The organism is Streptomyces sp. NPDC047853, from assembly GCF_043204535.1.
Lineage (GTDB): Bacteria > Actinomycetota > Actinomycetes > Streptomycetales > Streptomycetaceae > Streptomyces.
Genome location: NZ_JBIDCI010000011.1, coordinates 236,415 through 258,191, shown reverse-complemented (window position 1 = coordinate 258,191; position 21,777 = coordinate 236,415). Strand labels below are relative to the sequence as shown.

General features: G+C 71.2%; 16 protein-coding genes and 1 pseudogene. 4 read left to right on the top strand and 13 right to left on the bottom strand.

What is annotated here, in order from left to right:
* Nucleotides 1–22: 22 nt before the first annotated feature.
* The 7 genes from ACGF5T_RS22115 to ACGF5T_RS22085 form a co-directional block, all read right to left on the bottom strand.
* Nucleotides 23–1,156 carry a hypothetical protein gene (locus ACGF5T_RS22115; protein ID WP_356605189.1) on the bottom strand — a complete coding sequence of 378 codons (1,134 nt, stop codon included), beginning with the start codon at nt 1,154–1,156 and terminating at the stop codon, nt 23–25.
* Nucleotides 1,157–1,203: 47 nt separating this feature from the next.
* Complete coding sequence (locus ACGF5T_RS22110; RefSeq protein WP_361015755.1) at nt 1,204–2,025, bottom strand: creatininase family protein; 822 nt, start codon at nt 2,023–2,025, stop codon at nt 1,204–1,206.
* Nucleotides 2,026–2,035: 10 nt separating this feature from the next.
* Nucleotides 2,036–2,929, bottom strand: a complete 894-nt coding sequence (locus ACGF5T_RS22105; protein ID WP_361015757.1) for a dihydroorotate dehydrogenase — start codon at nt 2,927–2,929, stop codon at nt 2,036–2,038.
* Entirely contained in the window at nt 2,926–3,471 is a 546-nt protein-coding gene (locus ACGF5T_RS22100; protein WP_356605195.1) for a nucleoside 2-deoxyribosyltransferase, read from the bottom strand. The genes ACGF5T_RS22105 and ACGF5T_RS22100 overlap by 4 nt, the downstream gene beginning before the upstream one ends.
* Nucleotides 3,468–4,916 (bottom strand): aldehyde dehydrogenase family protein, encoded by a 1,449-nt coding sequence (locus ACGF5T_RS22095; protein WP_366766928.1) that lies wholly within the window; start codon nt 4,914–4,916, stop codon nt 3,468–3,470. Before ACGF5T_RS22095 ends, ACGF5T_RS22100 begins: the two co-directional genes overlap by 4 nt.
* Before the next feature lie 832 nt (nt 4,917–5,748).
* Nucleotides 5,749–7,161, bottom strand: a complete 1,413-nt coding sequence (locus ACGF5T_RS22090) for a condensation domain-containing protein (RefSeq protein WP_366766929.1) — start codon at nt 7,159–7,161, stop codon at nt 5,749–5,751.
* 339 nt (nt 7,162–7,500) lie between these two features.
* The gene (locus ACGF5T_RS22085) at nt 7,501–8,127 is read right to left on the bottom strand and encodes a response regulator transcription factor (RefSeq protein WP_356605201.1); all 627 of its coding nucleotides are present in this window, start codon (nt 8,125–8,127) and stop codon (nt 7,501–7,503) included.
* A gap of 787 nt (nt 8,128–8,914) precedes the next feature.
* Here ACGF5T_RS22085 and ACGF5T_RS22080 point away from each other — a divergent pair.
* The 3 genes from ACGF5T_RS22080 to ACGF5T_RS22070 are packed head-to-tail and all read left to right on the top strand — an operon-like array spanning nt 8,915 to nt 14,184.
* Complete coding sequence (locus tag ACGF5T_RS22080) at nt 8,915–10,774, top strand: ABC transporter ATP-binding protein (protein ID WP_361015762.1); 1,860 nt, start codon at nt 8,915–8,917, stop codon at nt 10,772–10,774.
* On the top strand, nt 10,774–12,609 hold the full coding sequence (locus tag ACGF5T_RS22075) for an ABC transporter ATP-binding protein (protein ID WP_356605205.1): 1,836 nt from the start codon (nt 10,774–10,776) through the stop codon (nt 12,607–12,609). The genes ACGF5T_RS22080 and ACGF5T_RS22075 overlap by 1 nt, the downstream gene beginning before the upstream one ends.
* Nucleotides 12,610–12,612: 3 nt before the next feature.
* Nucleotides 12,613–14,184 (top strand): class I adenylate-forming enzyme family protein, encoded by a 1,572-nt coding sequence (locus tag ACGF5T_RS22070; RefSeq protein WP_366766930.1) that lies wholly within the window; start codon nt 12,613–12,615, stop codon nt 14,182–14,184.
* A gap of 35 nt (nt 14,185–14,219) precedes the next feature.
* Here the strand turns inward: ACGF5T_RS22070 and ACGF5T_RS22065 are convergent.
* The 6 genes and pseudogenes from ACGF5T_RS22065 to ACGF5T_RS22040 all read right to left on the bottom strand — a co-directional run.
* Nucleotides 14,220–14,371: pseudogene (locus ACGF5T_RS22065) on the bottom strand (pirin family protein); the annotation flags it as partial.
* A 61-nt stretch (nt 14,372–14,432) separates the two neighbouring features.
* Complete coding sequence (locus ACGF5T_RS22060) at nt 14,433–15,557, bottom strand: XdhC family protein (RefSeq protein ID WP_366766931.1); 1,125 nt, start codon at nt 15,555–15,557, stop codon at nt 14,433–14,435.
* A 12-nt stretch (nt 15,558–15,569) separates the two neighbouring features.
* Complete coding sequence (locus ACGF5T_RS22055; RefSeq protein ID WP_366766932.1) at nt 15,570–16,562, bottom strand: nitronate monooxygenase family protein; 993 nt, start codon at nt 16,560–16,562, stop codon at nt 15,570–15,572.
* An 8-nt stretch (nt 16,563–16,570) separates the two neighbouring features.
* The gene (locus tag ACGF5T_RS22050; RefSeq protein WP_366766933.1) at nt 16,571–17,713 is read right to left on the bottom strand and encodes an acyl-CoA dehydrogenase family protein; all 1,143 of its coding nucleotides are present in this window, start codon (nt 17,711–17,713) and stop codon (nt 16,571–16,573) included.
* A gap of 37 nt (nt 17,714–17,750) precedes the next feature.
* Nucleotides 17,751–18,371, bottom strand: coding sequence for a helix-turn-helix domain-containing protein (locus tag ACGF5T_RS22045; RefSeq protein WP_356605215.1), 621 nt, complete (start codon nt 18,369–18,371; stop codon nt 17,751–17,753).
* A 35-nt stretch (nt 18,372–18,406) separates the two neighbouring features.
* Complete coding sequence (locus ACGF5T_RS22040; protein WP_366766934.1) at nt 18,407–20,227, bottom strand: AMP-dependent synthetase/ligase; 1,821 nt, start codon at nt 20,225–20,227, stop codon at nt 18,407–18,409.
* Nucleotides 20,228–20,514: 287 nt separating this feature from the next.
* Between ACGF5T_RS22040 and ACGF5T_RS22035 the strand changes: the two genes are divergently transcribed.
* Nucleotides 20,515–21,723 (top strand): acetyl-CoA C-acetyltransferase, encoded by a 1,209-nt coding sequence (locus tag ACGF5T_RS22035; RefSeq protein WP_366766935.1) that lies wholly within the window; start codon nt 20,515–20,517, stop codon nt 21,721–21,723.
* Nucleotides 21,724–21,777: the final 54 nt, after the last annotated feature.

The following is a 21,777-nucleotide window of genomic DNA, read 5'->3' as shown; positions in this document are numbered from 1 at the left end:
GGGAAGGTGGAGCGGCGGTGGGTCAGCCGACGACCCAGTGGGTCTTCTCGGCTCGGCCGCCGAGCTGCCGTTTCTGGTCGTCGAGGCCCTTCACCTCGGAACCGCCCGCGTCGACCTCGCGGATGCCGTGCCGCCACATCTTCTGGAACACGGTCAGCCAGACGTACTGGGGAATGGCGGTGAAGCCGGTGGGGTCCTTCAGGACGCCGGTCAGCCGCTCGGGAAAGCGCATGGTCATCGTGCAGTAGAGCGAGGCCCTGAGCGGGGCGGTGCGCTCGCCCGCGAAGAACAGCACGGGGATCTCCTCACCGTCCGGCAGGAAGAGGCCGCCGAGATAGGCGAAGTAGTCCCGCTCGTTCTGCCCGCCAGGGCGCTGAGTGATCAGCGCGCGGTAGTCCTCGGGGGTGGAACCGACCAGGGTGCCCTGCTCCCGGCGGGCGTCGAAGTAACCCTCGACGATGGCGCGGGCTTTGCGCGTCTCCGGCTCGGTGTAGCCGTACGGGCGGATACGGAACTGCAGGTGGTCGTTGCGCTGGAGGAAGTTCTCGAACCGGCGGAAGGCGAGGCGGCTCTTGCTCTTGTACCGGCGGTGCTCCTCGCCCGGCAGGTTGCGCACGCGGAGGCTGCCGTCCGGCTGTTCGTCGAAGAGCGTGTCGAGGTAGTAGACGCGATTGGGGTGGGTCTCGTCCTCCTCGGGCGCCACCGGGTGCCACGGATCCTTGGTCACCGGGGCGAAGCCGGCGTCCAGGAAGGCGGCATGGTCCTCCGGCGTCAGGTGGCGGACGTAGACCGAGGTGAGGGCGAGCCCGGCCTCGCGGACGGCGGCGATGAAGGACGTGACGGCCGCCACCTTCCCCGGGCCCTTCGGCGCGACGAGGTGCAGGTGCTTGGCCGGGCCGTCCTCCTTGCTGAAGTAGCCGACGCCGAAGAGGTTCTCACCGTCGTGGTAGACCAGGCCGTTGGGATGGCGGGTGCTGGTGCCGCGCAGGTTGTAGCCGTTGGTGTACAGCATCAGCCCCAGGTGCCCCATCGCGAACGACCCGTCCTTGAATCGCTGGATGGCGTCGAAGGACTCCTCCACAGGGCGCAGCTTGTCCCCGAAGAGGCTCTCGAGGCGGGCTTCGAACTCATCGCGTTCATGGGGAGGCAGGCGCATGGGTTCTCCTCTGGTCGAAGGCGCGCGGTGCACGAGTACGGTCCTGCTCACGGGGACGAGGCGACGTGCCCGGGGCCGGTGGACGCGGCGGGCCGTCCGGCGGCGTCCCGGGCGGGTCTGCCCAGCAGTTCGACGATGCCGTCGACCAGGTGCCAGAACAGACGCTCCCCCAGCTCGGCCGAGGCGCCGGTGGCGGAGGACAGCACGCCCTGGTTGGAGATCTTCTCGACGTCGACGGGATGCCGGTAGACACCCGCGGGCGGCGGCGAGGCGTGGCTGGGCCGCTGAGCGCGCACGACGTCGGGGCGCAGGTACATCATCAGGCTCGTCTCGGTCAGCCCCGCGTGCTCCGCGTGCCAGCCGGGGAACCGCGGGATGTGCTCGCCGAGCCAGTCCTCGGTGACCAGGCTCCACCAGCTGAAGGCGACCACCTCGGTGTCGGGGAACACGGTGCCCGGCGCACACCCGTCGATCGCCTCGAAGAGCAGGCCCTCGTTCTCGTAGTGCCCGTTGACCACGACGAGCCGGCCGAGGCCGAGGCGGGACAGGGCCGTCAGGCAGTCCGTGAGGTACGCGATGAAGGTGGCGCCGCCGAGATGCACGGTGCCGGGGAAGTGGAGCCCGCCACCGCTCTGCGGCAGCGACCTCGCCGAGACCGGCTGGCCGGGCAGCAGCAGCCCGCCGACCTCCGCGGCCACCTGCCGGGCCAGCGCGTCGGGGATGTCCATGTCGACGGAGAGCGGAAGGTGGGGGCCGTGCTGCTCCAGTCCTCCCACCGGCCACACCAGGGTGGCGCCGCGCATGGCCGTCGGCACCTCCGGACTGGTCAGGTCTCCGTAACGGGGTACGTTCGTGTCGCGTTGCCGCATCGCCCTCACCTCATGACCTCTTGACACTGCGCCCGACCAGGTCCGCCACCGTGCCACCGTGTGCGCCCAGCCAGTCGTCGAAGCCCGTGCGGATGGCCCGGAGCGTGGCGTGCATGTCCCGGTGCAGTGCGGTGTAGACCTGGACGGCGTCGGCGCCCACGCTCAGGTACTCCGCCACGTCCTTGCCGTTCTCGACCCCGCCGCTGGCCATCACCGGCACCGTCAGCCCGGCGCGGCGCAGGCCGAAGATCTCGGCGAGCACGAGCGGTTTGATCCCGGGCCCCGAGTAACCGAACGCTCCTCCGAGGCGCACTTCACCGGTGTCCGCGTCGACGGCCAGTCCGGCGAGGGTGTCGCTCAGGGTGATGGCGTCCGCACCGCAGGCCAGGGCCGCCTCGACGCGCTCCCGCACCCGCTCGCCGGCCGCCAGCTTGACGCTGAACGGCACCGGCGTCCGGCGGCGCACCGCATCGGTGTAGGCGGCGACGCGCTCCGGGGTGTCGTCCAGCCCGCCCTCCTCGTTCAGACAGGAGATGCCGAGTTCCAGGGCGGGGCTGCCCGCCTGCCTCACACGGTCGGCCAGCTCGGCGAGTTCGTCCGGGGACTCCGCGTGCACGGACGCGATCACCGGCAGCCCGTCGTCGGCGAACCGGCGGAGCATCGCGCACCAGTCGCCGACCGGCCGACGGGAGTACGTGGTGCTGTTGAGCAGGCCGGTGGGCAGGCGCAGCAGACGTTCGTCGCCCGCGGGGCCGGGGTCGGGGTGGATGGTCTTGGTGACCACGGCTGACGCCCCGTCGTCGAAGAGGCGGCGGATGTTGCGCTCCTGGTCGGTGAGCAGACCGGAGCCCACCACGACGGGGGACGACAGGCGCAGCCCCAGAATCCGCGCGGTGCCGTTCACTCGGACATCACGGCCTCCCGGCCCAGCTTGTCGAGCAGCCGGAGCAGCTCGGCGGGGTGGGCGCGGGCCTCGGCCAGGTCGAACACCGTCACGTCGCCGACGGAGGGCAGCCCGCGCAGCAGGTGGCTGGCGTTGGGCGCCATGGGCGTCGGCGTGACGACGACGATGGGCCTGCCGAGCGCGGAGGCCCAGCCGAGTTCGACGTGGGTGCCGTCGGTGCGCATCAGCTCGCCCGCGGCGTCCACCGGCAGCACCGGTACGAACACGTCGCAGCGGCGCATCCAGTCGTAGTCCCGGACACTGACCTGGTCCGGGGTGAACAGGGCGGTGTCGTCGCCGAACTTCTCGGCGACGTGAGCGGAGAAGACCGTGCCGTTCGCGGCCGAGACGGCGTCGATGATGTCCCGGATCGCGTGCCGCAGCGGCTGGTGGAAGCCCTCGTCGCGGAGGGCGTGCTGGATGGGCCCACCGACGAAGACACGGACTCCGGTCATGTCGAGGCCCTCCGTCCTGTCGACGCCGGCCACCGTGGTGTCCCTCATGACATCTCCCGATCTGCTTGGCGAAGCGCGATGTGGCGCACCTTGAGCTGCGTGTACTCGTGAAGACCCCAGGGGCCGTACTCCACGCCGATCCCCGAGTCCCGATGGCCGCCGAACGGCACGTCGTGCCGCAGGACGCCGTGGGTGTTGATCCACACCGTTCCGCACCGCGGCCGGTCGGCCAGGGCCCGCGCCCGGTCCTCGTCGCCCCACAGGGAGCACCCCAGCCCGTACGGCGAGGCGTCGGCACGGTCGATCGCCTCCTGCGGGTCGTCGTACGGGACGACCGGGACGACCGGGCCGAACTGCTCCTCGTCCTCGAGGCGGGTGCCCGGCGGGAGGTCGGTGACGACGGTGGGCGGATAGAAGTGGCCGGGCCGGTCGGGGACGAGGCCGCCGGCCAGGACCCGGGCGCCGGAGCGGACGGCCTCGTCCACCATGCCCGCGACGCGGTCCCGCTGGGCGCGGCTGACGAGCGGGCCGTACTCGGTGGCCGGGTCGAGCCCGTCGCCCACGACGGCGGCGCTCGCCAGGTCGGCCATGGCCGCGGCCAGACGGTGGTACTGCGTGCGGTGCGCGTAGACGCGTTTGACCGCGGCGCAGAACTGCCCGCTGTTCGTCATGGCCCGGGTGAACAGCTCCCCGGCGACGGCGTCGACGTCGGCGCCGGGGAGGACGACGGCGGGGTCGTTGCCGCCGAGTTCCAGCACGATCCGCTTGAGGCCGGCCGCGGCCTGCCGGGCGATGGCGCGTCCGGTGTCGACCGAACCGGTGAAGGACACCAGCCGGACCGCGGGGTGGACGGTGAGCCGGGCACCCGACTCCGTGCCGCCGCCCACGACCGCGAAGGTGCCGGCGGGCAGCACCTCCCGGAGGGTGTCGCCCATCATCAGGCTGGACAGCGGCGTGTCCGGGGAGGGCTTGAGGACCACGGTGTTGCCGGCCAGCAGCGCGGGCGCGATCTTGCACACGGCCAGCAGGACGGGGTAGTTGGAGGGCGCGATCGCTGCGACCACGCCGTGCGGGACGCGCTCCAGTACGACGCGGACGGCGGGCTCGTCGACCAACCGTTGCGGACTCAGGTCCAGCCGGGCGGTATGGGCGAACCAGTCGGCCGCCAACCGTACTTCGGCCCGGGCGTGCCTCAGGGGTTTGCCCTGCTCCCGGGTGAGCAGGTCCGCCATCGGCTCCACGGTGGCCAGCAGGGCGCGGTGGCAGGCGAGAAGGTGCTCGCGACGGATGTCGAGCGGCGTCGCCGCCCAGCCGGGGTGGGCGCGGAGCGCGTCGTCCAGGACCGCGTCGACCTGCTGGGGCGTGCACCCCGGGGTATGGGCGAACACCTCGCCGAGGGCGGGGTTCTCGACCGGTGCGGGTCCGTACCGCTCGGCCCCGGCGCCTTCGGCCGGGGGTGTGCGGGTGACCGGCCCGGCGGCGCGGGCGTTCACCCGCAGCCCCCCGTCCGCTGCGGCACGCGGTCGGGACGGAACGCGGTGGGTCGGTGGGCGAGTCGGACTACGAGTACGGGCATATGCTCCCGCCAGGAGGAGGTCGCGTCGGGACGGTGGCCGAGGAGGGGAGGCGGACCGGTACGGGGTGCCGGGGCATCCCGCGAGCCGGGCCGGTCGGCGGTGGACGGTCAGCGGTGGGCGCTTTCGCCGGGCATGCGCGCGGTGGCCGCCAGGAAGGCGAGGCCCGAGGCACTGGCCGGCGTCCGGTAGCGGGACCGCCGCGTTATTGCCCGACCTGACCTGTTCTGGGTGGCACGGAGAACAGTCTTGCCAGGGCGCGGTGAGGGTGCCACCCCCACTTTGGGCTATGGTCATCCGGCTACGCCGAACGCCCGGCCGGATGCGCCTGGCGGGTGCGGACGGGTGCGGGGACCATGAGGAAACGCGGGTGTCCGCCGGCCACGCGCGCCTCGGTCGGCGCGGGGACCCGCGAGGGGGCTCTCCGTCCCCTGACTCTTCGCGGCCTCCGGAGACCTGCACCGCACGTGTGCGTCGGGGTTGCCCACCGCTCGTCTTCCGTGCAGGTTGCCCTCCGTGCAGCCTCTGCGGGGCATCGCCTCACCGCGGGTCCGGACGACGGGTTGTTCCGGGGCCCGGCCGCGCGAGCCACCGCACCGGCACCACGGGCCGCGGCAGGGGCCGGTGCAAGCGGCGCCCCGGGGCACGACGGCACCGGCGAGGGGGCCGTGCCGCCGGAGCCCGCGGCCACAGCCCACGCGATGCGGTCCGGTGCCCTCGGCCGTGTCGGCCCGCCCGGGGGCGAGGCCCGTCAGAGACCGTCCGCCACCGCGTGTTCGGCGTGCTCGACGAGCGCGCGCTCGACGTCGTACAGGAAACCGCGGACCTCGGACGGCGTGAGCGCCCTGGTGTCGGCGTTGAGTACCAGCCGGACCCAGCCCAGTTCCTCGTCGTCGATCACCAGGAAGAAGGTTTCCCCCTCCTCGAACTCGTGGGACGCGACCACAGTGTCCGCCATCGCCATCCGCAGGGCTTCGCCGGTCACACGGCTCGCGCGGTCCCCTGCCGCTTCGGGCGGCCCGTGGCCCGCCCTGATGTCGTTGAAGCAGTAGGACAGGTCGACGGGGACGCCCCGCTCACGGGTGGCGGCCTCGAACAGGTCCGTCACCTCGTCCGGGTCGTAGAGACCGTTGGCGTAGGCGGCGGTGCAGGCGGCGAAGGCGCGGCGGGCGATGTCCTCGACGCGATCCCCCTCCAGGTCGACCGTCACGGCGACCTCGGCATGCAGGTTGGCGACGGTGCCGCGCAGCTCGGGGTCCGACCGGTTGGCCGTGAGCAGGCGCAGGGTGCACGAGGACGATCCGGCCCGGCGCCCGAGGAACTGGGCGACGACGGTCAGCAGCACCGCGGAGGTGCTCACCCGCCAGTGCCGCGCCAGCACCGGCAGCGCGAGTGCCACCGCCCGGGAGTCCAGAGCGGCGCTGTGGCGCACGGCCGCCGTGGATCCGCCGTCGGTGCCGGCCGACCGCCCTCCGGTACCGTCCCGCACGGGGAACAAGGTGGCGGGCGCGCTCGCGAGTTGGCGGCGCCAGTACGCATGGGCGCGACGCAGCAGGGCTTGGCCGCGCGGGGAACGCTCGAACCACGCCTGTTCGACGGGCTGCCGGGACGGCACGGCGGGCGGGAAGGGACGCCCGGCGGAGGCGGCGTCGAGCAGCCGGGACGTCTCGTCGGCCAGCAGGCGCAGGGACATCAGGTCCGCCGCCAGATGGGACACGCAGAAGCCGGCGAGCACCGGTGCTCCGTCGGCGACGGTGACCATGAACCGGACCAGCGGGGCGCGAGCCGGCTCGAAAGGGGAGTGCCGCATGCGAAGCCGCCAGGCGTGCAGCACGCTCTCCTTGTCCTCACCGTGGTCGATGGTCCACACCTCGGCCTCGAACCGCCCTGATTCGGCGACGCGTTGGACGAGGGCTCCGTCCGGGGTGCGGCTGAAACCGGTACGCAGCGACTCGTGGCGGCCGAGCAGTTCGGCGAAGACCGCGAGCAGCTCCTGTGCGGTGCCGCGACCGGGCAGGTCGACCCAGTGGCACACGTTGTAGAAGGCCGCGTCCGGCAGTTGACGCTCCATCAGGTTCCACATGTGCCGCTGGGCGCAGGTGGCCGGCGCGACGGCGGTCCGTCGCCCGCGGAACGGAACACGGTGTGTGACGGGCAGCGCCACGGCTCGCTCCTCTCCGGGGCTGTCACGCCCCGTTCACCGTAGCGAGCGCCCGGCGCGGGCGGCACCGGTACATATGACCCTGCCCGTTCGGGTACACCGGTGGTGCGCCCGCTTGAGACTTCCCCACGGAACGCCCGTCCCTGGATCATCGCCCCATGAACGTTGCCCGACGCGCCACGACGCGCGGTGGCCCGGTCACCGGGGCGGCAACCGGGCCGACGTCCCGTCCGCCACCCGCGACCACCGGGGCGGGACCACCCGCGCCCGGTCACCGCGCCGCGAGACGGACGGCACGGTGACCGGGCGCGTGACGGGGACCTCCCCGGCCGCTGAGGCCTGTCAGCAGCTGATGAGACCGTTCTGTATGGCCGTCACCACGGCGGCGGTCCGATTGGGTGCCCCCAGCTTCAGCAACAGGCTGGCGACGATGCGCTTGACGCCATGGCTGGATATGCCGAGGCGCCGGGCGATCTGCTTGTTGCTCATGCCCTCGGCGAGCAGGAGCAGCACCTCGTTCTCCCGGGCGGTCAAGGTGACCTCGCGCTGCCGGTGGTGTCCCGACTCGCGGAGGCGGTGCAGCAGTCCCCTGGTGACGGAGGTGGGCATGGGCACCTCCCCCGCCAACGTCCGCCGGAGTGCGTCCTCGACCGCGGAGGCGGTCAACTCGTCCTCCACCAGGAACCCGTCGGGCACCGGGGGGCCGGCGAGTATCTCCTCGCGCACGTCGTCACTGCTGAGTAACAGCATTAACTTGGGCCGTCGGCGCCGGACGCCGGCGAGCACTCCGCGATCGCGGACGTAATCGTCCTCGTGCAGCAGCAGGACGTCGACTCGACCCGCGCCCAAGGCATCCTCCACTTCCCTCCAGTCACCGCAGTGCCTGACCTCGCCCACGGAAGGGGCGTCCGACAGCACGGCTCGCAGCCCGAACCGCGGGGTTCCGTTGCGCACAAGAGTGGTCACCACGAGCTGGTCTCCTTGACAGGGGGGGTGGCACAGCGTCTGGCTCACTCGTACTCCTCCTCACTGCCGCCTTGCGCCTCTGGCCCCCCGGGAGAACGCGACTGCCCCCGTACCGGCGCGCCGGTACGGCCGAGTTGCCATGAACACGCAATAGCGACTCATGCTCAACAATGACGCTCACGGTACCCAGACGAATGGTTCCGGATCAACCATTCCCATGGTTTCGCGCGAGCGGTCGGCACCCCCCTTGCAATGCCCACCACGCACGCGATCCACCCACTGTTTAATTTTCACCTACTTGCTGCATTTCACACCTCAGAGTCAGGCTTTCGTTTTTCTCGAAAAACAAGTAGCTTCCATGCCGAGGGAAGCCCGCACCCCATTGCACCGCTGCGGGAAAAACTCGACGACACAGCCCGACCTCGATCCACCACACCGCAGAAACACCCTCTGAGCAGGGGCGACATCCGTCCGTTCCGGCGCGCCGCCATCCCGGCCACGCCGCCCCGTCACGCGCCGGATGAACACTCGCCTGCCTCGGCCCGCGGGTCGGCGTCTTGCTCGGATCTCCTGTACGCGGCCCTCCGCGGAACACATCGGAGAGCAGCGACCCCTTCCCGCGGCGCCCGGCGACGCCCCGGTGCCATTTTCAAGCCAGGCTGGAAAACCCCGCGCGTCCGGGAGCCGAAAAATACGGGAAGCAATGGCCGAAACCATGGGCCGATCATTTTTCTCCGGGACCCGCCGGTTCGCATGTGACCCAGCCACCGACCCCTGAGAAGGAGTGCCGATGACCGCCGAGACCGTCCCCACGGGGAAGGATCCGGCCGACACAGCGGGCCCGGACGACACCGCTCACGGTGCCGAGGCACGGGCCGGCGTGCCCCGCTGGCTGCTGGCGCAGATGCGGCCGTTCCGGCCGTACATCGCCCTGCATCTGCTGGGCAGCCTCGTCTGGCAGTCGCTGAACGCGGCGATCCCCCTGGTCGTCGGCCTGGCCTTCGACGCGGTCCTCGACCACGACGGATCCGCACCCGACTTCGGCACCTTCCACGCCATCGTCGCCGTCCTGCTGGCGCTCGTGGTCGTCCGGGCGGCGGGCGGCATCGTGGCCACCTACTGCCTGGAGTCCTTCGCCAGCGGGCTGGAGCGCGAGGCGCGCGCCCAGGTCTTCGCCAGTCTGCTCCGCAAGAGCCAGGGCTACTTCAACCGGCGCCGGATCGGCGACCTGTCCGCCCGTGCCACCGGTGACACCGAGTCTCTGAACCTGATGGTGTCGCCCGGCTTCGACATGGCGGTCGACCTGGCCCTCAACGTGCTGATGCCGATCGTCTTCATCGCCCTGGTGGACCCGCGGCTGCTGCTGTCACCGGTCGTCTTCGTCGTGCTGTTCGCGGTGGCCCTCGCCGAGCAGGGGCGGCGCCTGGAGCCCGTGTCGGACCTGGCCCGGGAGCGCTTCGGCGACATGACGGCCCAAACCACCGAGAGCGTCGCCGGGGTCGAGGTGGTCGAGTCGACGGGCGGCGTCGACCAGGAGCGCGGCCGGTTCGCCGAACTGGCCACGGCCTACCGCGACGCCTCCGTGCGCCAGATCCGCGCTCAGGCGCTGTCCTTTCCCCCACTGCTGCTGACCCTGGCCACCGCGGGCGCCCTGGTGCACGCCGTGGTCCTGCTGCGTGGGGGATCCCTGAGCATCGGCGAACTCGTCGCCGTGCTCGGCCTGATGGGCACCCTGCGCGCGCCCACCCAGCTCGCCTCCTTCAGCCTCGGACTCATCCACCTCGGCATGGCCGGGGCCCAGCGGATCAAAGAGGTCGTCGACGACCCGGACGGCGAGGACGAGCGGGGCGGCCCGCATGCCGCGCCGCTCACCGGTGAGGTCGCCATGGAGCACGTCACCTTCGGCTACGAACCCGGCGAGCCGGTGCTGTCCGACGTGTCGTTCCGGGTGGCTCCCGGCAGCACCGTGGCCGTCGTCGGCGCCACCGGCAGCGGAAAGTCCACGCTCCTGCACCTGCTGAACCGCACCTACTCCCCCGACGCGGGGCGCGTGCTGATGGACGGGGTCGCCACCACGGAATGGGACACCGGGTCGCTGCGCTCGCAGATCGCGGTCGTCGAACAGGACGTGGTGCTGTTCTCCCGCAGCATCGCCGAGAACCTCGCGCTCGGCGCGGAGAGCGGCGTCGACCGCGCCGAACTGGAGGCCGCGGCCCGTACCGCCCAGGCCCACGACTTCATCACGGCGACCGAGCATGGCTACGACACCGTCCTCGGCGAACGCGGGGTCACCCTGTCCGGCGGGCAGCGTCAGCGCCTGGCCATCGCCCGCGCGCTGGTGGCCGATCCCCGCGTCCTCGCCGTGGACGACGCGACCAGCGCCGTCGACGCCGTCACCGAGCACGATCTGCAACGCGCCATGCGGCAGGCCTCGGCCGGGCGGACCACGTTCCTCGTCACACCCAGACTGTCCCGAATCCGTGCCGCGGACCACATCCTCGTCCTGGACGCCGGCCGGATCGTCAGCCAGGGCAGCCACGAACAGCTCCTGCGGGACTGCTCGTTCTACCGACGGATCTTCGCGCCCTACCTGGACGAGCCGGCTTCCTCCGGCCCCCGCGCCGTGGGCGACAGGAAGGAGAGCCACTGATGGCGCACTTGCTGGAGGGCATCGAGCAGGACGGCTACGACCGCCACTACCGCGATCGCGAGCTGGCCCGCCGTATCGCCCCCTACTTCCGCAACAGGGGCGGCACGGTGGCGTTCGTGGCCATCGCCGTGGTCGTCGCCGCCGCGGCGGGCAGCGCCGTACCCCTGCTGCTGGCCAGAACCGTCGACTCCGCCCTGGGTGACGACCGCGACGGCCGGGTGGCCTGGCTGGTGGCGGCCGTCCTCGCCGCGGGCACGATCGCCTGGCTGTTCACCTACGTCCAGGAGCGGATGGCCGGAACCCTGGTCAGCGACGTCGTCCTCAGCCTGCGCCGACGCGTGTTCGAGGCGGCCATGCGACAGGACATGACGTTCCACGACACCTACGCCACCGGTGTGGTGGTCAGCCGGGTCACCAACGACACACAGGCGTTCGCGACGCTGATCAGCCTGGTCCTCAGCCTGCTCGGCCAAGTACTGATGATCGTCATCCTGCTGACCGCGCTGTTCCTGATCAACGTGCCGCTGGCCCTGGTGACGACGCTCGTCGCCGCGGTCGTCGTCGCCGTCAGCCTCGCCTTCCGGCGCGCCGCGCGCAGCGCCTCCCTGCGGCAGCAGGAGGCGCTGGCCGAGGTCAACGGCTATGTGCAGGAAACCCTGCGCGGCATCGCCGTGACGCGCAACCACAGCCATCAGCGGACCGCGCAAGCCGGACTCGACGAGGTCAACCACCGCTGGTTCCGGGCGAGCGTGCGGTTGAACCGCCTGTTCAGCGGCATCTTCCCGCTGTTGATCTCGCTGACCGGGCTGGGCACGGTCGCGGTGGTCCTGCTGGGCGGCCACGGCGTGGACTCCGGCAGTGTGACGGCGGGTCAGTGGGTGCTGTTCCTGGAGGCGCTGGTCCTGTTCTGGTCGCCGCTCACCAGCATCGCCTCCTTCTGGAGCCAGCTCCAGCAGGGCCTGGCCGCAGGGGAGCGGGTCTTCGCGCTCGTCGACCGCGAGCCCGCGGTGCGTCAGCGCGACAGCCTCCCCGTCCCGCGCCTGCGCGGCGAGATCACGCTGCGCGACGTCCGCTTCGGCTACGACGCCCAGCACCCCGTTCTCAAGGGGGTGAGCCTGACCGTCCCGGCGGGCCGCACCGTGGCGCTCGTCGGACACACCGGGGCCGGCAAGTCCAGCCTGGTGCGGCTGATCACGCGCGCGTACGAGTTCCAGGAGGGAAGCATCGAGATCGACGGGCAGGACGTACGCACCCTGGACCTCGACCAGTACCGGCGCTGCCTCGGGGTGGTGACGCAGACCCCGTTCCTCTTCTCCGGGACGGTCGCCGACAACATCGCCCGCGGGCGACCGGGCGCCACCCGCGACGACATCGAGGCCGCCGCACGTGCGGTGGCGGACGGCGACTGGCTGGCCCAGCTCCCGCAGGGCCTGGACACCCCCACCGACGAGGGCGGACGCAATCTGTCCACCGGTCAGCGACAGATCGTCGCCCTCGCCCGGGTCTTCCTCCAGGACGCTCCGGTGTTGATCCTCGACGAGGCCACGGCCAGCATCGACCCCCTGACGGAGGCACAGGTGCAGGAAGGTCTGGACGCCCTCGCCAAGGAGCGCACCACCATCGTCGTCGCCCATCGGCTGCCCACCGTCCGCAAGGCCGACACGATCGTCGTCGTCGACGACGGACGGATCACCGAGGAGGGCGACCACACGGCCCTGCTGGCCCGTGACGGTGCCTACCACCGCCTGTACGACCGGTACTTCCGCCACCAGGTACCTGACGACGACCCCGCCGACGACCCGCGTCTGCTGTCCGTCGTCGAGAGGAAGGCGTGAGCGATGGCCACCAAGTCCGGCACCGGGAGGGCGCCCCTTCCCGGGACCCTCGACGATCTGCTCGACCGCGCGTCCCGCGCCCGTCCGGACGCCGTCGCGGTGCGCTGCGGGGGCCAGACCCTCACGTACGGGGACGTGCACGCGAGGGTGCGGGCCACCGCGCGCCGATGGGACTCCCTCGGCCTGCCTTCGCACGGCACGGCGGCGCTGCTCCTGGAGAACACCCCGGAATGCGTCATCGCCTTCCTCGCCGCCGCGCGCCTCGGGGTACGCCTGGTCCCCCTCGAGCCCGGCACGACCCGGCCCCAACTGGCCGCCCTGCGGGCCGAGACGGGCCCCCTGTTCGTCGCGGCACACGAGGCGAGACTCCGCGCGCTCGGCGGCGGCGAGGATGAGGATCCGCTCGGCGACAGCGTCCTCGTCCCCGTGGACGAGCCGGCCGGCGTCGCGGACGCACCCGCACGGCGAGGCCCCACCCGTACGCCCGACGACGTGCCGCGGACCGCCGCGCCCGACGCCCCGTTCCTGTACCAGTACACGTCCGGCTCGACCGGGGAACCGAAGGCGGTCGTTCACACGCAGCGCAACCTCGTCAACGGCGGCGGGATCTACACGCGCGCCTACGGCGTCGGCGAGGACGACCGCGTCCTGGTCGCCGTCCCGCTGCTGCACTCCTTCGGCATGGTCGCCGGGCTGGTCACCGCTCTGCGGGCCGGGGCGCAGCTCGTCCTCCTCGGCCGCTTCACCCCCGCACGGCTCCTGAGTGCCCTGGACGAGCACGCCTGCACGGTGCTGGTCGCCGCCCCCATGGCCTACGACCTGACGACACGCGCGGCCGCCGTCTCTCGCCCCCCGCGACCGCCGCGCGCACTGCGACTGTGCCTCTCCTCGGGGGCCGCCCTGCCGCCGGCTGTGGCACAGCGGGCCCGGGAGCGGCTCGGCCTGGACGTCCAGCAGGTCTACGGCTGCACGGAGGCCGGGGTCATCGCCGCGCACCGGCCCGAGGACGGCCCCGGCGCGGGCCACGGCGTGGGCCGCCCCCTGCCCGGCGTACAGGTCCGTGTCGTCGACGACCACGGACAGGAGGTGCCGAGGGGCGAGGAGGGGGCGCTACTGGTCCGCACACCGGCGATGTTCACGCACTACCTCGGCCATCCCGAGGCCACCCGGCGGGCCTTTCGCGACGGCTGGTACGCCACCGGCGACGTGGCCCGCATCGGCCCGGAGGGCCACCTGCACCTGGTCGGCCGCAAGGACTCCTTCATCAACGTGGGCGGCAAGAAGGTGAACCCCCTCGAGGTGGAACGGGCCCTCCTCGCCCACCCGTCGGTCGCCGAGGCGGTCGTGTGGGGCGAGGAGACGGGCGACACCGGCGAACGCGTCCGGGCCGCCGTCGTCGCCCTGGCTCCGTTGCCCGCGGCGGAACTGACGTCCCACTGCCGGGCCCGCCTCCTCTCCCACCAGGTCCCCACCGCGGTCGACTTCGTCTCCGCCCTTCCGAAGAACTCCATGGGCAAGGTCCGGCGCGCGGCGGCCCGCGCCACCACCCCGGGCGTCGACGGCAACGGCGTGTAGGAGCGCCGTGCCGCCGAGATCAATCGATCAGGGGGTCAACGAACCCTTCCACGAGGCTTCAGCGGTACCGCCGGGAGCTCGGGGGGGCCGGCGGGGCGCCGTCGTACCCCTTGACCTCCCCGAACCGCGACCCTTCCGTCCAGTCCCGGCGGGCCTGGACGATCTCCTCCTGAGGGCGCCCGATCCAGCCTTCGGCTCCGTCCGGGAGTTGGGGAGTGCCATGGGTACCGTCTCGTCGTTCGGTCCCGTCACCGAGCACCACCCGAGCAGCGGTGGATGGGGGTGTGGGCGCCGGTCAAGGAGGCGCCCGTGCCACCGTGGCGGGTCGCGACGATCTCGGCGGCGATGGACAGGGCCGTCTCCTCGGGGGTGCGGGCGCCGAGGTCGAGGCCGATGGGCGACCTGAGGCGGGCCAGCTCCCGGTCGCTCAGCCCGGCCTCGCGCAGGCGGGCCTCGCGGTCGAGGTGGGTGCGGCGGGAGCCCATCGCGCCGACGTACGCCACCGGAAGGCGCAGCGCCAGCCGGAGCAGCGGGATGTCGAACTTGGCGTCGTGGGTCAGGACGCACAGCACCGTGCGCGCGTCGACCTCGGTGCGCCCCAGGTACTCGTGCGGCCACTCGACGACGATGTCGTCCGTCCCTGGGAAGCGGACCGCGGTGGCGAAGACGGGACGGGCGTCGCACACCGTCACGTGGTAACCGAGGAACTTGCCGACCCGCACCAGCGCCGAGGCGAAGTCGATCGCACCGAAGACGATCATGCGGGGGGCCGGGACCGAGGACTCGATCAGCAGGGTGAGCGGTGCTCCGCAACGCGAGCCCTGCTCTCCGATCTCCAGCGTGCCGGTGCGCCCGGCGTCCAGGAAGGCGCCGGCCTCGGCGGCCACCGTGCGGTCCGGCTCGGGGTGGGCGCCGAAACCGCCCTCGACCGTGCCGTCCGGGCGGACGAGGAGGGCGCGGCCCGTCAGCCCGGCCGGGCCGCTGACGATCCGCGCCAGCGCCGCCGCCCCCCGTGCGGCGGTGGCGAGCGCGGCGGCCAGCACCGGACGGGCGGGATCGTCCGCCCGTACCGGGGTGACGAGGATGTCGATGACGCCGCCGCAGGTCAGCCCCACGGCGAAGGCCTCCTCGTCGCTGTAGCCGAAGCGTTCCAGGACGGTTTCGCCGTCCTGGAGCGCCTGCCGGCACAGCTCGTACACGGCGCCTTCCACACAGCCGCCCGAGACCGAGCCGATCGCCGTGCCGTCGGCATCCACCGCGAGGGCGGCGCCGGACGGCCGGGGCGCGCTGCCGCCGACGGCCACCACGGTGGCCACGGCGAAGTCACGGCCCTGCCCGACCCACCGGTCCAGCTCTTCGACGATGTCCAGCATCTTCCCGGTCGCCTAGTCGGTTCCGGTCGGTGACACCCGGCGAGTGGCGGCCAGCCGTCCGGAGATGAGCGCCTCGGCCTCCGCCACGATCCGCCGCACGACGTCCCCGACGGTCGGGATGTCGCCGATAAGGCCCTGGGCCATGCCGGCGCTCCAGATGCCGGCGTCCAGGTCCCCGTCCTCGAACACCTTGCGCCCCCTGGTCCCGGCAACCAGCTCCCGTACGTCCGGGAACTGGCCCCCGCCGTGGAGTATGTCGACGACCTTCCTGCTGACCGAATTGCTCGCCACCCGGGCGGTGTTGCGCAGGGGACGGAAGATCAGCTCGGTGTCGAGTTCGCTGTTGGCGACGATCTGTTCCTTGACACGCCGGTGTACGGGGGATTCCGCGGTGCACATGAAGCGGGTGCCCATGTTGATGCCCTCGGCGCCCAGCGCGAGAGCGGCCACCAGACCGCGGCCGTCCGTGAATCCGCCGGAGGCTATGACCGGAATGGACACCCGTTGCGTGGTCGCGGGAATGAGGACGAGGCCCGGGACGTCGTCCTCCCCGGGGTGGCCGGCGCATTCGAAGCCGTCGATGCTCACGCCGTCGACGCCGATCTTCTCGGCCTTCACCGCGTGCCGCACGCTGGTGCACTTGTGCAGCACCTTGACACCGTGGGCGCGGAACTCCGGAAGATGCTCCGCGGGGTTGAAGCCAGCGGTCTCGACGACCTTCACGCCGGATTCGATGATCGCACGGCGGTATTCGTCGTACGGGGGCGGGTTGATCGACGGCAGGATGGTGAGGTTGACGCCGAACGGCTTGTCGGTCATCTCCCGGCAGCGTGCGATCTCCTCGACGAGCGCCTCCGGTGTCGGTTGAGTCAGAGCCGTCAGGAAGCCGAGCGCGCCCGACTCGGCAACTGCGGCGACGAGTTGCGCCCGGCCCACCCATTGCATGCCGCCTTGGACGATCGGGTGTTCCACGCCGAACGTCTCGCAGAAGCGTGTGGTCAGCATCGCGGCTCCTACAGTCCGTAGGTCTTGCCGATGATGTCCCGCTGGATCTCGCTCGTGCCGCCGTACACCGTGGACACGACGGTCGAACGGAGCAGGGCTTCCATGCCGTACTCCGTGGCGTATCCGTAACCGCCCATCATCTGCATGCCTTCCAGGGTCACGTGTTTGGCGAGCTCGGTGCACTTGAGCTTCGCCATGGACGCTTCGCGCGCGAACACCCGGCCGGGTTCGGCGTCGATCGCGCGGGCGACGTCGTCGAGGAGCAACTGGGCGCATTCGAGTTCGGTGGCCATGTCGGCGATCCGGTGCTTGAGCGCTTGGAAGGAGCCGATGGGACGGCCGAACTGTTCGCGCTGGCGGACATAGGTGAGGGTGTCGTCGAAGGCCCGTCGTGCGACGCCCAGCATCAGGGCGGCGAGAATCATCCGTTCCAGGTTCAACCCGGCCATGAGCTGCGTCCAGCCCTGTCCGGGCTCGCCGACCACCGCGGAGTCGGGCAGGAAGCAGTCGGTGAAGTAGAGGTCGTTGACGTCCTTGCCGCCCATGGTGTCGATGCCTCTGACCTGGAGGCCGTCGGCGTCGGCCGGCACCATGAGCTGAGTGATTCCGTGGTGTTTCGACTCCCCTCGCTCCGTGCGGGCGATCAGCAGGATGTGGTCGGCGAAATGAGCGTTGGAGCACCAGGTCTTCTGGCCGTTGACCAGGTATCCGCCGGTGGTGCGTTCCGCACGGCAGGTCAGGGCGCCCACGTCGGAGCCGGCACCGGGTTCCGACATCGAGATGGCCTCGACCCGGCCGGCGGCCACGCCTTCGAGTACGGTGCGCTTCTGCTCCTCGGTGCCGAACTTCTCGTAGGCGGAGGCCGCGATGACGGTGGTGCCGAAACCGCTGATGGGGGCCAGCCCGTACGAGGTCTCTTGGAGGAACAGGCAGAGATCGGTCATTCCCTGGCCCGCGCCTCCGTACTCCTCGGGGATCGCTATGCCGAGCCAGCCCAAGTGCGCCATCTTCTCGTACAGCTTCTGGTTGTGCTGCTCCTGACCGTTTGCGGTCAGCTTGTCGCGCTGTTCCTTTGTTCCGCACTCGCGGCGGCAGAAGTCGGCGATCGCCTTGACCAGGTCGCGGCGTTCATCTGACAGGACTCGGGGCATGGACTTCTCTCCTTGGCAGGGGCGCTGAAGGGTGGAGTCACGTGTCGCGCAGGGCGGGGTAGACCGTGTCGACCAGGTGGAGAACGGTGCGTGTGAGCATCACGTGCAGGTCGCTGCGGCTGAGGGTGCCGCGCACCAGCCATTCGCGGGAGGCGGCCTTGAGCATGCTGCTGTGGGCGCGGATCATCGCCCGGAGCTTCTCCCGGCCCTCGGTGACGTCGGCCATCATGGCGGCCTCGAGGACACGGTCGGTCGCGATCTCGTCGGCTTCGAGCATGATCTGGTCGATCTCCGGGTCGCTGCCGAGCGCTTCCAGGCCGATCGCGGACAGCCACATCTCCCGGTTGCGTTCCACGACCTCGAGCCATCGGTCGACGCAGATCGAAACGCGCTCTTCCGCGGTGGTCGGCGGCAGCCGCTGCGAGACGGACGCCGGCACGACCATCATCTGCCGGACCACCTCCAGGTACAGCTGCCGCTTCCCGCCGAAGTAGTGGCTGACCAGGGCACGGGCCACTCCTGCCTCGGAGGCGATGTCCGCGATGGACACCGTGCTGTAGCTCTTGGCCCCGAACAGCCTGCGGGCGACGCCGAGGATCTCGGCTCGCCGGGCGTCCGGCTCCATCCTGCGGCGCGGGGCCTGGCGCTGAACGCCCATGTGGTGGTTCCTTCCGTGGTCGCGGTGTGCCGGACCTATGTGTACATCGACTCGATCGTGGCGGCGTGCGCTTCTTCTATGGCGCGGCGGCGAAGGCTCAGCTTGGGTGTCAGCTCGCCGGTCTCCGCGGTCCAGGGGCCCGCGAGGACACGGTGCTTCTTCACCTGCTCCGTGCGCGACAGCACCGCGTTGGCCTCGGCCACGGCCTGGTCGAGCGCCGCGTGGACCTTCGGGTGACGGGCCAGCGCGTCCACATCGGACGCGTCGGCGACACCGTTCGCCCGTGCCCACAGCGGGGCCGTCTCCTCGTCCAGTACCAGCAGGGCGGTGACGTAGCGCCGCCGGTCCCCGATGACGACGGCATGGGCGATCAGAGGGTGCGCTCGCAGGAGGGACTCGATCTTGGTGGGGGCGATGTTCTTCCCGCCGTCAGTGATGATGATTTCCTTCTTGCGGTCGGTGATGGTGACGAAGCCACGTGAATCGACCGCTCCCACGTCTCCGGTGGGCAGCCAGCCCTCCGCGTCGGTCGCAGGCTCGATGCCACCATCGCTTTGCAGGTAGCCGGCGAACACGACCGGTCCCCTGACGAGGAGTTCGCCGTCATCGGCTGCCTTGACCTCGATGCCCGGTCCCGGCCTCCCGACCGAGCCGAGTGCGAAGGCCCCGGGGGTGCTGACCGTTGCCGCGCCGGTGGTCTCGCTCAGTCCCCACACCTCGTACACCGGCAGGGACACGCTCGCCAGGAACTCCAGTACGCGGGTCGGAATCGGTGCCGCGCCGCTGAAGGCCCTGTGGCATTCGTCGAGTCCGATCGCGGCCCGGACCGGCCGCATCACCCGGGTATCGAGTTGCTCCAACACCTCGGCGAGCTTTGCCGGGACGTCCTTGCCGTCGGAGCGGAGCAGGTACGCCTCCAGGGCGGTCTTCCGGGCCTGCTCCATGGCCGCGGACTGTTCCTCAGGCAGTGCCGCGAGCTTCGCCCGCAGGCCGGCGGCGAGCTTCTCCCACACCCGGGGCACGCCGAAGAAACCGTGCGGACGCACCGTGAGGAGCGTGGGCAGGAGTTGGTCGGGCTCCGGGCAGATCGTGACGTGGCCCGCGTTGCAGATGGGCATGTAGATGCCCAGGACCCGCTCGGCGATGTGGGCCAGGGGAAGGTACGCGACCGAGCGCGGGTGGTCCGGCACCTGGACGAGCTGCTCCTGCATCAGGCACTCGTGGATCACGTTGCGATGGGAGAGCACCACGCCCTTGGGGTCACCGGTCGTACCCGAGGTGTAGGCAAGGGCCAGCGGATGGTCGGTGGTGACGGCGTCCGTGAGTTCCTCGAACCCGGCGTCGTCGGGAGGCACCGCGCCGCGTACGGCCGTGTAGCTGACGAAACGCGGGTCGTCGGCAGGAGCGGCGTCCCAGTCGAGCACGACGACGGCGCGCAGCTTCGGCAGGTCGTCCAGGACCGGACGCCACCGCCGCATCTGTCCCTTGCCTTCCAGGACGAGGACGGCAGCCGCGCTGTGCCGGGCCAGGGCGCCGATCTGCTCGGTGCTCAGCGTGTCGTACGTGCTGCAGGGCAGGGCACCGACATGGACCGCGGCCAGGTCGGCGATCCAGTGCTCCGCCCGCTTGGACATGGCGATGAGCATGCGATCGCCCCGGTTCAGTCCCAGGGCCACCAGGCCACGGGTGACCGCGGCGACCTCGGCGCGCAGCTGCGACCAGGTCAGGGTCCCGGCGTCCGGGCCGATACCGGTGGTCAGCGCCGGACGCTCAGCGTACTGCTGGGCGTTGCGTCGCAGTAGTGCGGTGATCGTCAGCCCTTCGACAGACTCGTGCAACTGCTCTGCTGTGGCCATGACGGGTCCCCTCCCTCGCGAGACGTGAGCGGATTGCTGAGCGGACCCCACAGTGAACCGCTCTTGGCGATGAGTCAATAGAGGCGTAGACCCGAGCACTCAGCACTATCGCCGAACTCGTATCCCCTCTCACACTTTGGCCAGCATCACGTGATGTGACGGTGTCTCAACACTATTGACGGACAGCCAACAAACGCTCTTACTTGTCCCCACCGGATCCAGCACCTGCACCCGGAGTGCCCGGATCGGCAGCACGTCGCCTGCCGACGAGAGGAAGTGCCAGGACAGTGACTGAAGCATTCATCTACGATGCGATCCGCACCCCGCGCGGTCGGGGCAAACGGGGTTCGCTGCACCATGTCAAGCCGGTCTCACTGGTGACGGGCCTGATCGACGAGATCCGCCGCCGTCATCCCGGTCTGGACCCGGACCGTCTGGACGACGTCGTGCTCGGCGTGGTCTCCCCGGTCGGTGACCAGGGCATGAACATCGCCAAGACGGCGGCGCTGGCGGCGGGACTGCCGGACCACGTGGCCGGCGTCCAGCTCAACCGGTTCTGCGCGTCGGGGCTGGAGGCGGTGAACACGGCCGCGCAGAAGGTCCGTTCCGGCTGGGAGCGCCTGGTGATCGCCGGCGGCGTGGAATCCATGTCGCGCGTGCCGATGGGCAGCGACGGCGGTCCGATGGCCGCGGATCCCGAGACCGCCTTCGACACGTACTTCGTGCCGCAGGGCATCGGCGCCGACCTGATCGCGACCATCGAGGGCTTCTCGCGCGACGACGTCGACGCGTACGCGGTCCGGTCGCAGCAGCGTGCCGCTCACGCCTGGTCCGGCGGCTACTTCGCCAAGTCCGTGGTGCCGGTCAGGGACCGCAACGGCGTCATCGTGCTCGCCCAGGACGAGCACATGCGTCCGGAGACGACGGCGGAGGCGCTCGGCGAGCTGAAGCCCTCGTTCGCGGACCTCGGCACCATGGCGGGCTTCGACGCGGTGGCGCTGCAGAAGTACCACTGGCTGGAGCGTATCGAGCACGTACACACCCCGGGCAACGCCTCGGGGATCGTGGACGGTTCGGCGCTCGTCCTGGTCGGTACGGAGCAGGCGGGTGCGGAGTGCGGCCTGGTGCCCAGGGCGCGCGTCGTGGCGGCCGCGGTCAGCGGAGCCGACCCGACGATCATGCTCACCGGGCCGGCTCCGGCCACCCGCAAGGCGCTGGACCTCGCCGGTCTGACGGTGGACGACATCGACCTGTTCGAGATCAACGAAGCGTTCGCGTCGGTGGTCCTGCGCTACGTCAAGGACCTCGGTCTGCCGTGGGAGAAGGTCAACGTCAACGGTGGCGCCATCGCCATGGGACACCCGCTCGGCGCCACCGGGGCGATGCTGGTGGGCACCGCTTTGGACGAACTCGAGCGCCGCTCCGCGCGACGGGCCGTGGTCAGCCTCTGCGTGGGTGGCGGCATGGGCATCGCCACCGTGATCGAACGACTGTGACCACCTCCCTGCCGCCCCGCGTGCCGGGCACGTACATCCCCTCGAAAGGAGCGC